Source organism: Hymenobacter busanensis, from assembly GCF_008727865.1.
Taxonomy (GTDB): Bacteria; Bacteroidota; Bacteroidia; order Cytophagales; family Hymenobacteraceae; genus Solirubrum; species Solirubrum busanense.
Genome location: NZ_VTWU01000001.1, coordinates 24,423 through 37,950, shown reverse-complemented (window position 1 = coordinate 37,950; position 13,528 = coordinate 24,423). Strand labels below are relative to the sequence as shown.

Sequence of the window (13,528 nt, the reverse complement as noted above, 5' to 3'; positions counted from 1 at the left end):
CGCAAACCGCCGCGGCTTGGCTACTTAGGCACTTGGGGCCGCTGCCAGCGCATTTTGTAGTGCTCGATGCCTGCCTCGGTAAACTGCTCCCCCGCCGTCTCGAAACCGTGGCGCAGGTAAAAGCGCACGGCGCCCAGTTGGGCGTGCAGGTAGACTTCGGCGCCGGGGTGCTCGGCGGCTACATCGCGCAACACGGCGTGCAACAAGGCCGCCCCTACTTGCTGGTTGCGGTAAGCTTCCAGCACGGCAAAGCGCTCCAGCTTCACCCCGTTTTCGGTAGGGCGCCAGCGGGCGGCACCGCAGGGCGTGCCGTCGGCAGCACGGGCCAGGTAGTGGGTGGCACCGGCTTGGTCAAACTGGTCGTGCTCCTTTTCGGGCGGCACGCCTTGTCCTTCCACGAACACCTTGTGGCGGATGGCAAAAGCGGCTTCCAAATCGGCTGGCGAGGTGATGCGGAGGGCGGTGGTCATGGCAAGTAGAAACGAAGCAACGCAAGGACAAAGCAAACCGGCGCGGCAGCAAAGCTACCGCGCCGGCAAAAACCGCAGCTCGTAAAGCCGGTGTTCTAGCTCTGCTCGTGGTTCACGGGCAATTGCTCGGTCGGCAAATCTTCGCTTTCGGGGCGCTGGCCGGGCTGGTAGTAGCGGGCGGGGCGCACCGGGCGCTCGGCCTGGGCGCGCTTCTGGTCGGCGTCGAATTTGTCGTAGGCGTACACGATTTCCTTCACCAACCGGTGACGCACCACGTCTTCGGCAGTCATTTCCACGAAGCCGATGCCCTTCACGTCGCGCAGAATATCTAGTGCCTCACCCAGGCCCGACTTCTGCTTGGTGGGCAAATCCACCTGGCTTTGGTCGCCGTTCACCATCACTTTGGCGTTCGGGCCCATGCGGGTCAGAAACATCTTCAGCTGCGAGGGCGTGGTGTTCTGGGCCTCGTCGAGCAGCACGAAGGCGTGGTTGAGCGTGCGGCCGCGCATGTAGGCCAGCGGCGCAATTTCGATGGTTTTGTTCTCCAGGTAGAACTTGAACTTCTCGGGCGGCAGCATGTCCTCCAGCGCGTCGTAAATCGGGCGCAGGTAGGGGTCGACTTTCTCCTTCATGTCGCCGGGCAAAAAGCCGAGGCTTTCGCCGGCTTCCACCACGGGGCGCGAAATGATGATTTTTTTGACCTCTTTGTTTTTGAGCGCGCGCACGGCCAGGGCCACCGAAATGTAGGTTTTGCCGGTACCGGCCGGCCCGAGGGCAAACACGAGGTCGTTTTTCAGGACCGCATCCACCAGTCGTTGCTGGTTGGCGGTGCGGGCCTTGATGATGCCGCCCTTGGCGCCGAACAGAATAACATCGGGCGCGGCGGCCATGCGGGCGTCCTCCAACTCGTCGTCCGACGAGCCGATAAACTGCGAAACGGTTTTGTCGGTCACCTGCCCAAACTGGTGGTAGTGCTCGATGAGCGAGGACAGGATGTCGTTGATGCGCTGGATAACGGGGGTCTGGCCCTGAATCTTTATTTCGTTGCCGCGCGAAATGATTTTGCTGCCCGGAAAGGCGGCCGCCAGCTGGCGGATATTCTGATTATCGGGGCCCAGGAAGTCGATGAGCGAGACGTTCTCGAGCGTGATGACTTTTTCGACCAAGCTAGTGGGGAGAAAAAAGCGCAAAAAGCGCAGTGAAGAGAGAAAAGCGGCCCACCTGCTGAGCGGTCAGTCCGGGCCGATTGCCTACTTTTGCCGCCTCCGCAAGGGCTTCAAACCAATAGTACGCAATCTTCTCTGAAACGGTCAATGGGCCTGATTACGTTCCTCTCGGACTTCGGCTACCGCGACCATTACGTGGCCGCCGTGAAGGCCCGCCTGCTGCACCTGGCCCCCGCCGTGCCGGTGCTCGACATCACGCACGCCATCGAGCCCTACAACGTGCCCCACGCCGTGCACGTGCTCTGCGCCGTGTTCAGTGATTTCCCGGAGGGTACCACACACCTCATCGGCGTCGACGACCACGGCGGGGCCAAGCGCGGCTGGGTGGCGGCCGCATGGCGCGGGCACTACTTTGTGGCCGCCGACAACGGCATTCTGACTTTGCTCACCGACGGCCGTCCCGACGACCTCGTGCGCCTGCCCATGCCTGCCGCCTGGCCTGCCTCTCCCACCCGCGACGTGCTGGCGCCCGCCGCCGCGCACCTCGCCCAGGGCAAGCCCCTCACCGACCTCGGCCCGCTCAGCACCGAGCTCTACCAGCTCCTCAACCGCCAGCTGCGCCTGCAGGACCACCGCATTACGGGCCACGTGGTGCACATCGACCACTACGGCAACCTTGTCACCAACATTTCGCGCACCGCCATCGAGGCCGTGGGCCACGGCCGGCCGTTCACGGTGCACTTCGCCCGCGAAGTGGTGCGCGGGCTGGCTACGCACTACCAGGCCGCCGACCCCGGCGACGCCGTAGGCATTTACAACAGCCAGGGCATGCTCTGCATTGGCGTGAACCAGGGCCACGCCTCGGAGCTGCTGGGGTTGCACTTCGACTCCCAGGTAGACGTGCGGTTTCCTTCGGAGTAAATTGCTAAATGGCTCCATTATCAAATGGCTAGCCGTTCGATCAGCATCAGAGCAAACAGCCAGTTAGCAATCCAAACAATTTAACAATCATGCTAATCCGCATCGTGCGCATGACGTTCCGGCCCGAGGCCGTGCCCGAGTTTCTGCGCGTGTTTCAGGCCTCCGAAGACCGGATTCGGCAGCAGCCCGGCTGCCGCCACATGGAGTTGTGGCAGGATGCCGCCCTGCCGCATGTGTTCTGCACCCACAGCCACTGGAATTCCGCCGCCGACCTCGATGCGTACCGCCGCTCCGCGCTGTTTGGCGAAGTGTGGCCCGCTACCAAACGGCTGTTTGCCGAACCTCCGTTGGCTTTTTCGGTTAACCCTGTTACGGCCGCCACCGCGCAACTGCCGCCGCCCGAGTCGGTTTTGTAGCCGAACGACGGACGGGCTGAAGTCAGTTTGACTGTGCCCTACCCAGCCAGTCGCAGCGCCGTACAACTCCGTTGGTTTGCCCGCGCCGCTGCGCGCAGCCGCTTTCACCCTCACGCGGCCCCGTTTTGCCGTGCCCCTGCCATGACCCCCGATTATTTCGCGTTCTACGAGTTGCCCGAAAGCTTTCTGCTCGACGAAAAAGCCCTCAAAGTCAAATACTACGCCCTCAGCCGCCAGTATCACCCCGATTTTCACGCCACGGCTGCGCCCGAGGAGCAGCAGCGCATGCTCGACCTTTCGACGCAGAACACCAACGCCTACCGCACGCTTTCGGACTTTGACCTGCGCCTGCAGTACATTTTGCAGCGCCACGGCTTACTGGAGGAAGGCAAACAGGAGCTGCCTGCCGATTTTTTAATGGAAGTAATGGAGCTCAACGAACAGCTCATGGAGTTGGAGTTTGAGCCCGATCCGGCCGTAGCCGCGCAGGTCCAAGCCGAGGTCGACCGCCTTGAGAACGAGTTGGAAACGGAAGTTCAGCCGGTGCTGGCGGGCTACACCGCACTGCCCAACGAGCAGCGCCCCGCGGCCTTGCTGCAAGCGCGCACCTACTACCTGAAGCGTCGCTACCTCTTGCGCATCCGCGAAAGTCTGTCTAAGTTTGCAGCCCGATCCTGAACAACCTGCCGGGTTGTTCCTCTTGCCCAGATGGCGGAATCGGTAGACGCGTTGGTCTCAAACACCAATACCGCAAGGTGTGCCGGTTCGACCCCGGCTCTGGGTACAAAAAAGCCCTTCGGCACTGCTGCCGAAGGGCTTTTTTATTGGCGATACGCAAGCCGAGTATCTTTCCGGACTTGCTTAACCATGAATTTCACTAGTTCTTTTCCGTCGCTTACGCGCGACGGACTTTTCTCGGGTTCCGCTGTTTCTCCGCTCTGGAACGTGCTGGCCTGGCTAGCCATGCTGCTGGGCGCGGTGTTGCGGCTGTACCAATGGTGGGCCGGTGGTTCTTTTTGGGTTGATGAACTTGCACTAGTGCGCAACATTGCGGACCGGCCCCTGCCCCAGCTGTTGTTTGCGCCGCTAGACTATGCCCAGGTAGCTCCGCCGCTGTTTCTATTTCTGCAAAAAGTTTGTTGGTGGCTTTTTGGCGACTCTGACCGGGCATTGCGGGTGGTGCCGCTGTTGGCTTCTTTGGCCTTGCTCCCGCTGATGCTTGCCGTAGCCCGCCGCGTGCTCGATGCACGTTTGGTGCCGCTAGCGGTGCTCACGCTAGCCATCAGCTACGAATATGTGGCCCTTGGCGGGCAGGCCAAGCAATATGCCGGGGAAGTTGCCGCCGCTCTTTTCATTACGTGGCTCTGCCTCCGTCTGCAGCAAGAACAAACGAGTCTCCGCTGGAAAGTCGGCGCTGCGCTGGCGGGCGTTGTAGTTCCGCTGTTCGCTCCTGCAGCGGTATTGGTACTCACCGGCTGCGGAGCCGTGTTGCTGGGCTTGGCCATGCGCCACCAAAGCGCAGTAGCCCGACGGGAAACCGCAGGAATCGTAACGGTTTGGGCTTTCGGCAGTCTGGTGGCACTGCTTTGGGCTCACGCGGTCATTTCGCCCAATACGCAACGCTATTTACGTTGGTTCTGGCAGGAAGGATTCCTCTCGCCCAATGCGCATTTGCCAGCCGAATTGCTGCACTTGCTGACCGACCGATACAACAAAGTCTTTGGCTGGCCGCGGCCGCACCTGTGGGTGTGGGCAACGGTACTCGGTGCCGGTGTACTTAGCTGGCGTCGCCATACCGTGGCGCTGGTGCTGCTGGCGCCGTGGTTTGTGGCCATTGGGGCGGCACTCCTGCAGCAATACCCAATGCAGCAGCGCACCATGCACTACTTACTGCCTTCGCTCACCTTGTGCTTTTTTGCCGGAGTTGAGGGCTTGCTGGTGCGCGTGGAAGACGGAGCGGGCCGCTTGTTTGCTGCGGGGGTAGCATTGGGGGCGGCTGTGCCGCTGCTGCTCAGCATCAACGCCGAACGTCTGCCCCCATTTCAGCAGCAAAACGTGCATCCCCTGTACTCTGCGCTGGCACAAGCCCGGCGGCCCGGCGACGCTGTGTACGCGTATTACGGAGCCGGACAGTCGCTGCTATGGTACGGACCGCGCCTGGGCTTGCAACCGGCTACGTACCAGCTTAGCGGCTGCCACCGCGGAGGCGGCGGGAGCATGCGGGCCTACCTGCGGGAGCTGGACGCATACCGGGGACGAGCACGGGTGTGGGTGGTGTTCGTCCATGGGCACGGGCAAGAAGTACCTACTCTGGAAGCGTACCTTGATGCCATCGGGACCCGCCGAGGTTCGCGCCTCGAGGGTCGACGGCGCATGCCGGGGCCCTACTACCTACCGCCACCCTACGCGCAGCTCTACGACCTCTCCGATACTGCCCGCCTGGCCCGCGCCTCAGCCGACACCTTTAGCATACCGGTAGTGCCCGCCAACGCCGCCGAACAGCACTGGGGGTGCTACGGCCCGCATCAAGCCCTTAAAAGCCGGTAGTGTGCGCGGGCGCCATGCCGCACCTGCGCACACTGCTACAGCTACGTTCACCTACTCCGAAAAATCGGCCGAGTCGCCGATTTCGGCGACGCTTTCCAGTTCTTTCACCAGTCCCGCAAATTTCTCGCGGGCGCCCTTCACGGCCGCTTTGCCCAGCGGCAGGTGCAACGGCGGGTTTTCCTGGCGCACCAAGTCAAACATTATTTGGGCGGCGCGCTGCGGGTCGCCGGGCTGGCGGCCGCTATACCCCTGAATGCCCTTCAGGTTCTCGCCCACGGTAGCTTGGTAATCGTCGATACCCGTCGTCACGATGTTGGCCGAACGACCAGCCCAATCGGTTCGGAAGCCGCTGGGCTCGATGTTGGTGACCTTGATACCGAGCGGCCCAACCTGCTGGGCCAAACTCTCGCCGATGGCCTCCAGGGCAAATTTGCTGGCGTTGTACACCCCCACGCCGGGGAAAGTCTTCAGGCCGCCGATGCTGGTAATGTTGAGCACATGCCCGCTGCGCCGCTGGCGCAGATGCGGCAGCACAGCCCGCAACACGTGCAAGGGCCCAAACACGTTCACGTCGAATTGGCGCTGCACTTCAGCTGCATCAATTTCTTCGATGCTGCCCAAGGAGCCGTACCCCGCGTTGTTGACCACCACATCGATATGCCCCAGGGTGTGGATGGCGTCGGCTACGGCCTGCTTTACCTGGGCTTCGTTGGTCACGTCGCACACCAGTCCGCGGCCCTGTGCGCCGGCTTTTTGGGTGAATTCCTCGGCTTGCTGTTGCTGGCGGAAAGTAGCTGCCACATGGTCGCCGTTGCGCAGCAGCAACTCGGCCAGCGCGGCCCCGAAACCGGTGCTGACGCCGGTGATAAACCAGTTTTTGGGAGAAGTAGACATCAATCAAAAGATGAAATCGGCCACAAACGCTGGGGCCGGCTCTTTCAACTGCTTCGCTCGCCTATAGGTTTTGGTCCTGCAAAATCGTTTCAGCCGCCGCGCTTACGTCCTTGCCTCACAACGAACCGGTTGCTGCCAAAGCGCCTCAGTTCAGGCTCAACTCAACCAACAAGGCCGTAGAGCCGCCCGCATCGTCGTCGGTTACGAGCAGCAATTCGTAGCGGTGCGTGCCCAGGCGGCGGCGCACGGCCACGCTCTCCACCTTGCCCCAATAGGCTTGCCCATTGGCCAGGGCCAGTTGGGCAAAGCGGGCGGTTGGGCCCAGTTGGCCTTTGCTGAAGTCGATGACGCCTACAAAGCTGCCGAGCACCACACCATCGGCCACCGCATCGGGCGTATTCTCTACCGAGGCCGTCAGAAACAACGAATTCTCGAACGTAGTAGCCCCGGAAAAACCGGCCGGGATGCCGTCGATAGCGGGTAGAGTGTACTCTAGCGCCCGAAACGAGGGCACCACATGGGTGCGGTGGCGCAGCAGGTCCAGCGCACCGTACAAGTCACACAAATACAAAACATTGCCTGCCTCTGTTCCCACGCTGCGTTGCAACAGCAGCAACTCGGTTGCAGTAGCAGCGGCAGCTTCCAGGTTAAGCACCAGCCCGGGCTTCATAGCCCCGCGCAGGGCCTCGTACACCACCGTCAGCGACAGAGGATGTACTTCCGGCACTTGGTTGCCGGCGGCCGGCAAGTCAACCCAAAACCCGATTTCGCGCGCTGTAGTGGCGCCCGAGCCCAGTATCAAGAGCCCTTGCGCGCCGTCCGCGTCAGCGGCTGCCGTGAGGCATTCCAGATCGGGCTTTAGATGCTTGGGAATGCGCCCGGTGGCAAACTGGTCGGTTTCAAACAGCACAATGGGCGCCATGGGCTGCAAGGTGGCCGCATCCAAGCGGTAGAGCAGCGGGGAATCGTCGCCGATGATGTAGGCTACTTCGTCGAGCACTTCGATACCCGAGGCCGAAGGAAGGTTGGGCAACGTGAGCTGCCGCACAATGGTAGCTTTCATGCCCCGTTTCGCTTGGTTTGGACGCCCAACTTACGACCCTGCAGGCCCCGGTGCAACTGACCCGAATCTACTTGGTGATGGTAAACTCAACCCGGCGGTTGAGCTTGCGGGTTTCTTCCTGCTCGTTGCTGGCCCGCGGCCGCGACCCGCCGTACCCTACTGTGGCTATGCGTTCTTCGGCCACGCCGCGGCTTACCAGGTAACGGCGCACTTCCGCCACGCGCTCTTCCGAGAGCTGCTGGTTTTTGTCGGCCGGTCCCACGTTGTCGGTGTGGCCCTCCAGCCGAATGCGCACCGCGGGGTTATCGGACAGGGTGCGGGCCAGGCGGTTCAGCTCGGCATAGGAAGCAGGGAGCAGGTTCGACTTGCCCTGGGCAAAAATCAGCGTGGGCAATTCCAGCTTGGCCCCCACGGCGGCCGGCACCAGCAGCACGTCGTACGTCAGCGAGCCGCTTACGCCGACGGTATCGGTAGCGGTGAGGAAGCCGGGCGCCGTGGCCACCACGCGGTAGCGCCCCGGCACGAGCGTAAACTGAAAGCTGCCGCCCGCCGCCTCGCTGCGGCCGGTGGCGTTGAACACAATGTCGCCGCCCAGCCGATTGGCCTTCACCTCGGCCGCTATGGGCTTGCGGTTGCTGGCGTCGAGCACGCGGCCGCGCACAATGCCACGGCTTGGCGCGGCCGGTACCGCCGCTACCGGCTTGGCAGAGTCGGGCACCACGTCGGTGGCGGCGCGCACAATATCAGCAGGACCGTTGAGGGTGCGGGCGGTAGCAAAATACGCTTGCTTGCCATCGGCGCTCAGCTGCAGGTAAGCATCGAAACCCGGGCCGTTGATGTTGGGCCCTAGGTTGCGCGGCGCACTCCACTGGTTCCACGAGTCGTCGAGGCGCTGACTGACGAAGATGTCGGCCCCGCCGTAGCCGGCGTGGCCGTAGGAAGCGAAATAGAGCGTTTTGCCGTCGGGCGTGAGCCAGGGCGCAAACTCGAAGCCCGGCGAGTTGATTTGCGGCCCCAAGCTGCGCGGCTCGCCCCAGCTGCCATTGCCGTTGGGCAGGCTCACGTATATATCGTTGCCGCCTTGCCCGTCGGCCCGCTCCAGGCTCATCAGCAGGGCTTTTTCGTCGGCGGTTTCGAAGAAGGTGGTGCTGGTGCCGGTGGAGTAGTAGTTCTCGATGGTTTGGGCCACGGGCTTGCTCCACCCGCGGCTGGTACGCCCGGCACGGGACACTCCTTCGTCGCGCGAGGTACCGTCGCGGGGCTGGTATTGGCCGCGCACCAGCAGCGCGTCGCCGCCCGCCAGCACGGCCTGCACGCCGTTGTGCTGCGGGGTGTTCAGGGCGTCGAGCCGAGTGGCCGGGCTCCAGGTTTGGCCGTTGTCGGTCGTTTGGCTTACCCAAATGTCGCCCGATTCGGCAACGCCTTCGGTGTTGCCGGCGAAGCGGGTACGCACGAAATACAGGGTTTTGCTATCGGCACTGAGTACCGGGTGCAGTTCGTTGGCGGCGGTATTTACGCCAGGGCCAAGGGGCATAGGCTTTCCGTATGCCTCCACGTTGTCGGCCAGATGAAGCTGCAAGGGAAACACCCGCCACTGCTGGGTGGCGCGACCCAGGTAGCGCTGCGCCACCACGGCCACGCCGTTGTTTTTGTCGGGGGCGGCTACGGCTAGGCAGAACTCGTTGCCCCGGTTTACCACCTGCATGCTGCCCGCCGGCCCCGCGGCCACCAGCTTCCACTGCTGGTACACCCCGCCGCTGTAGGGTCGCTGCACCACCGGGGCGCTGTCCACGGGCTTGTCCACGGTCAGGCACTTGCCGCTTTGGCGCACCTCAATGCGGAACCAGTCGCTGCCGGCGCTGACGCGCACAAACTTCCACTGCTGGCTGGCGGCTTGGGTGAACTCCCACTGCACGGCCGCGGCCCCGGCGTCAGCCGATGCCCCCAGGATATCGAGCGCCCGGCCGCTGCTGCGGGCTACCACGCCGTGCCACACCCCTTCCTGCACCACAGGCTGCGACTGGGACCACACTGCGGCCGGGCAAGCCAGCCAATTCACCAGGATCAACAAGGCCCAACGCCATTCAAAACAAACTGCCATGCACGCGGCGCGAATAGTCCGGTGCGCAAGTTAGCCGAAACTCCGGCCATGCGGCCCAAACGCAGTAGTGCCGCTTCCCGGGTCGGTGGAAAGCGGCACTACACGGTGTTGGTAGTCAAGGTGTGGGCGGGTTTCGGTTTAGCTGACCGCGTTGGCAATATACTTGAAGCGGACAAACTTCTCGTTTTCGTAAATGGCGGTAAAATGCCCTTTGCTCCCGTCCGAGTGGCGGTCAGCAGTGGTGGTGCGGGGCTGAACACCCGAAGAACTGGTGGTAGGCACAGAGGGGTATGACCCAGGAATTACACCTGGCACATGGCAAATGAAGGAGAGAATTTTGGAAGCCATAGCAGTTTTCGGTGAAGAGGTTGGTGGAAAAGGGGACATTTGAAAGCAAAGTACCTGATGACCGACCCATCAAGCTTTATGTGAACTTATTATTATTTTCTTGAACGATGCTAAGTTAAAATAATATCTGATAGTTTAGATATCCGTACTGTCCCGTAATTTACTTACCCGTGCCAGCACGGATACCAACTCCGTGCTTCCCCGTACTTTCAGCCGCTGTATTGCTTGGAAAGCGCCTTTTCACTGGGTCAGTCTGCTTCCGCTCCGCTGGCCCTAAGTAGAGATAAGCGCTTTGCTGCAAGCCGTTTCAGGAAATAAGCTTGTGGCGCAGGGCATATTGAATGAGCCCCACCACCGATTTTGAGTTGGTCTTGGTGAGGATGTTCTTGCGGTGCGACTCCACCGTTCGTTCACTGATAAACAGTGCTTCGGCGATGTGCGAATTGGAGTACTCCTGCGCAATAAGCTGCAGGATTTCCCGCTCGCGCGAGGTCAGCTCAACGGTGCCGTTCTCACGGTTGTCGGTGCCGCTGAGCGGAAACCTCATGTTTTGCAGCAAGGTCACTCCTACTTCGTGGCTGAAGTACGTGTGCCCTTCCGCCACTTCCCGGATAGCCTCGATGAGTCCAGCGCGACTGGTATTCTTAAGCAGGAATCCCGCGCCGCCAGCTTCCAGCACCTCCGCCACGGTATGGTGGTCGTGCATGACCGACAACGCCAGCAAGCGGATGGCGGGGGCTTTCTGGTGCAAGTTGCGGATCAAATCGACCCCGGAGCCGCCGGTGCCAGCCATGTTCAGATCGACAATAGCTGCCTGCACGTCGGCCAGTTTGGGAAAGCGGCGCAGCGCCTCGGCGGCTGTAGCGAACTGCGCCACTACCTGAATGTCGGGCACGCCTTGCAACAGCGACTTAATGCCCTCAACTATCATCGGCCGGTCGTCAACCAGCACAACGTGAATGGTGCCGGGTACAGGTTCGCTCATAGCTTGGTGGTCGGTTTGGGTACGTTGCCATCCGTCCCAACGGCAACAGGACACAATCAGCAGCGAGAAAAAGGCCTATTCTAAGCCCGAATACTTATGTATGAGGAAAGGTAGCATTCGGCCTGACAATATTCAATATATTGTGTTAGCAGCATTTTATTTTACAATACTAAGACACGTAATACAAGCGCTACGAGGCCTAGGGTGCATTTTCTTTCGGCCGGTATAAAAACAAAGCGCCCCGCCGACTGCCGTCGGCGGGGCGCTTTGGAAAGAAGTTGGAGGGCGACGCTTAGCGGTTATGTACGTCGGGCTCGATGAATGCCTGCTCTTCCATTTCGGTGGGCACCACCACAATGCCTTGCTGCAGCTTGCTGTTGCGCTTGCCGTAGAGGAAGTATACGATGAAGCCCAACACCATCCAGGCCACGGCCACTTGCAGGGTGAAGGCATCGAGGGCGGCAATCATGCCCAAGCACACCACCATGCCCATGATGGGCACGAAGGGGAACGACGGCGACGACAGCGGCGAGCGGAACGGCCGCGGCTGGTCGGGGTCGGAGCGGCGCATGATCCAGACCCCGGCCGATACCAGCACGAAAGCCAACAGGGTACCAAACGAGGTCAGGTCGCCGGCCAGGGAGCCGGGCACGAAGGCGGCAAAACCACCCACGAACACCAGCAGCGCCAGGTTCGACTTGTAGGGCGTGTGAAACTTGGGGTGCAATTCCGAAAAGGCTTTCGGCATCAGGCCGTCGTTGGCCATCGAGAAGAACACGCGGCTCTGGCCCATCAACATCACCAGGATAACCGACGAGAAGCCGGCCAGGATGGCCACCGTTACGGCCGTGCTCAGCCACTCAAAACCGGGCATGTGTTCCTTAATGGCGTAGGCTACCGAGGCTTCGCCGCCCTTGGCGGGGTCGGCAAATTCGCGCCACGAGGCCACGCCCGTCAGCACGTGGCCGAACAGGATGTAGAGCACGGTGCACACGGCCAACGAGCCGAGAATACCGATGGGCATGTCGCGCTTGGGGTTTTTGGCTTCCTGCGCGGCCGTCGACACGGCGTCGAAACCGATGAAGGCGAAGAACACGATGGCTGCGCCGCCGAGGATGCCGCCCCAGCCGTGCTTGTTCCAGGCCGAGTACTCACGCACGATGTCGCCGGCGGCGTTTTTCACAGGCTCAGCGTTTTCGGGAATCAGGTAAGGCGTGTGGTTGGCGGGGTTGATGAACTGCCAACCCACGGCAATGAACACCAGCACAATAGCCACTTTCACCACCACGATAATGGCGTTGAAGGTAGCCGACTCCTGCGTGCCCTTGATGAGCAGCAGGCTGAGCATGACGATGATGAACAGGGCCGGCAGGTTGAGAATACCCGAGTGCATCACGCCGTTGACGGCGGCGCTTTCGAAGGGCGAGTGGCACCACTCGTAGGGTATACTGACGCCAAAGACCTGCAAAAGCTTGTTCAGGTATTCGCTCCAGGCAATGCTCACGGTGGCCGCGCCCAGGGCGTATTCCATAATCAGGGCCCAGCCGATAACCCAGGCCACAAACTCGCCCATGGTGGTGTAGGCGTAGGTGTAGGCCGAGCCGGCAATGGGAATCATGGCCGCAAACTCGGCGTAGCACAAGCCGGCAAAGGCGCAGCCGATGGCGGCCACGATAAAGGCCAGCGTGACGCCGGGGCCCGAGGCCTGCGCGGCCGCCGCTGCGGTGCGCACAAACAAGCCCGCCCCAATAATGGCCCCGACGCCCAAGGCGACGAGGTTGGCGGCGCCCAAGGTGCGTTTGAGCGTACCGTGACCGGAGGAATTTGCTTCACCCAAAAGTTGGGCGAGCGGTTTTTTGGCGAAAATGTTTGCCATAGGGGAATAAAGGGAGAGAAGTAAGCCGGAAAAGGTGCCGTTGGTTGGATGACGCAGTACGCCGGGGCCGAATATAGGCAGAATCCGGCAGGAGGGCATTTCCGACGGTTTGGCCCGCTGTTTGCCTCCCGGCCACGCATCGGCCATTAAACTTTGCTGACAGCCGGCCATCCAAGCCAGCAAATCATTCCACAGACTCCCCTATCATGAAAAAGATGCTTTTGCTGCTGACGGTAGCTACCCTCAGCCTCACCGCCGCCCACGCCCAGGACCAAAACGCCAATGCCATGAACCGCCGCGGCGGCCACGGCCAGATGGGCCACATGGACCGCACCCCCGAGCAACGCGCCGACATGCAAACCCAGCGCCTGACCAAACAGCTGGCCCTCTCGGCCGAACAGCAAAACCAAGTGCGCACCATTGCCCTGGCTCAGGCCAACGAAATGGAAGCCATGCGCGGGCAGCGCCCCACCGATGATGCCGGTCGTCAGGCCATGGGCCAGAAAATGCGCGAAGCCCAAGCCCGCTACGACGAGCAGTTGAAAGCCGTTTTCACCGCCGAGCAATACACCAAGTATGCCCAGTTGCGCGAAGACCGCATGGAGCACCGCGAAGAGAAAAAGGCCGATATCAAATCGGAAAAGCAGAAACCGAAGGCCACCAAGAGCAAGACCAAAGTAAAAGCCAGCTAATCGGCCGGCTTGAAAAACGAAAAAGCCGCTTCCTGTCTGGGAAGCGGCT

The 13,528-nt window shown here is 61.5% G+C and carries 12 protein-coding genes and 1 tRNA gene; 6 read left to right on the top strand and 7 right to left on the bottom strand.

Annotation, left to right across the window (positions count from 1 at the left end; all coding sequences use genetic code 11):
• Positions 1–20: 20 nt before the first annotated feature.
• Both F0P96_RS00160 and F0P96_RS00155 read right to left on the bottom strand, forming a co-directional pair.
• Positions 21–470, bottom strand: a complete 450-nt coding sequence (locus F0P96_RS00160; RefSeq protein ID WP_151076735.1) for a GNAT family N-acetyltransferase — start codon at positions 468–470, stop codon at positions 21–23.
• A gap of 95 nt (positions 471–565) precedes the next feature.
• Positions 566–1,636, bottom strand: coding sequence for a PhoH family protein (locus F0P96_RS00155; RefSeq protein ID WP_151077594.1), 1,071 nt, complete (start codon positions 1,634–1,636; stop codon positions 566–568).
• 147 nt (positions 1,637–1,783) lie between these two features.
• Here F0P96_RS00155 and F0P96_RS00150 point away from each other — a divergent pair, with 147 nt between their 5' ends.
• The 5 genes from F0P96_RS00150 (at position 1,784) to F0P96_RS00130 (ending at position 5,520) form a co-directional block, all read left to right on the top strand.
• Positions 1,784–2,557, top strand: a complete 774-nt coding sequence (locus tag F0P96_RS00150) for an SAM hydrolase/SAM-dependent halogenase family protein (protein WP_151076734.1) — start codon at positions 1,784–1,786, stop codon at positions 2,555–2,557.
• Positions 2,558–2,646: 89 nt separating this feature from the next.
• Entirely contained in the window at positions 2,647–2,973 is a 327-nt protein-coding gene (locus F0P96_RS00145) for a putative quinol monooxygenase (RefSeq protein WP_151076733.1), read from the top strand.
• Positions 2,974–3,114: 141 nt separating this feature from the next.
• Positions 3,115–3,651, top strand: a complete 537-nt coding sequence (gene hscB / locus F0P96_RS00140; protein WP_151076732.1) for a Fe-S protein assembly co-chaperone HscB — start codon at positions 3,115–3,117, stop codon at positions 3,649–3,651.
• 24 nt (positions 3,652–3,675) lie between these two features.
• Positions 3,676–3,757: transfer RNA gene (locus tag F0P96_RS00135), tRNA-Leu, on the top strand.
• An 83-nt stretch (positions 3,758–3,840) separates the two neighbouring features.
• The gene (locus F0P96_RS00130) at positions 3,841–5,520 is read left to right on the top strand and encodes a glycosyltransferase family 39 protein (RefSeq protein ID WP_151076731.1); all 1,680 of its coding nucleotides are present in this window, start codon (positions 3,841–3,843) and stop codon (positions 5,518–5,520) included.
• Between the two features lie 51 nt (positions 5,521–5,571).
• Here the strand turns inward: F0P96_RS00130 and F0P96_RS00125 are convergent, their stop codons facing one another.
• The 5 genes from F0P96_RS00125 to F0P96_RS00105 all read right to left on the bottom strand — a co-directional run bounded on the left by F0P96_RS00125 (position 5,572) and on the right by F0P96_RS00105 (position 12,787).
• Complete coding sequence (locus F0P96_RS00125) at positions 5,572–6,414, bottom strand: oxidoreductase (protein WP_151076730.1); 843 nt, start codon at positions 6,412–6,414, stop codon at positions 5,572–5,574.
• Between the two features lie 145 nt (positions 6,415–6,559).
• The gene (locus tag F0P96_RS00120) at positions 6,560–7,477 is read right to left on the bottom strand and encodes a DUF6929 family protein (protein ID WP_151076729.1); all 918 of its coding nucleotides are present in this window, start codon (positions 7,475–7,477) and stop codon (positions 6,560–6,562) included.
• Between the two features lie 67 nt (positions 7,478–7,544).
• Positions 7,545–9,578 carry an OmpA family protein gene (locus tag F0P96_RS00115; protein ID WP_151076728.1) on the bottom strand — a complete coding sequence of 678 codons (2,034 nt, stop codon included), beginning with the start codon at positions 9,576–9,578 and terminating at the stop codon, positions 7,545–7,547.
• A gap of 655 nt (positions 9,579–10,233) precedes the next feature.
• Positions 10,234–10,911, bottom strand: coding sequence for a LuxR C-terminal-related transcriptional regulator (locus F0P96_RS00110; protein ID WP_151076727.1), 678 nt, complete (start codon positions 10,909–10,911; stop codon positions 10,234–10,236).
• 292 nt (positions 10,912–11,203) lie between these two features.
• Positions 11,204–12,787 (bottom strand): APC family permease, encoded by a 1,584-nt coding sequence (locus F0P96_RS00105; protein ID WP_151076726.1) that lies wholly within the window; start codon positions 12,785–12,787, stop codon positions 11,204–11,206.
• Between the two features lie 206 nt (positions 12,788–12,993).
• Here F0P96_RS00105 and F0P96_RS00100 point away from each other — a divergent pair, with 206 nt between their 5' ends.
• Entirely contained in the window at positions 12,994–13,479 is a 486-nt protein-coding gene (locus F0P96_RS00100; RefSeq protein WP_151076725.1) for a hypothetical protein, read from the top strand.
• The last annotated feature ends 49 nt before the right edge of the window (positions 13,480–13,528 follow it).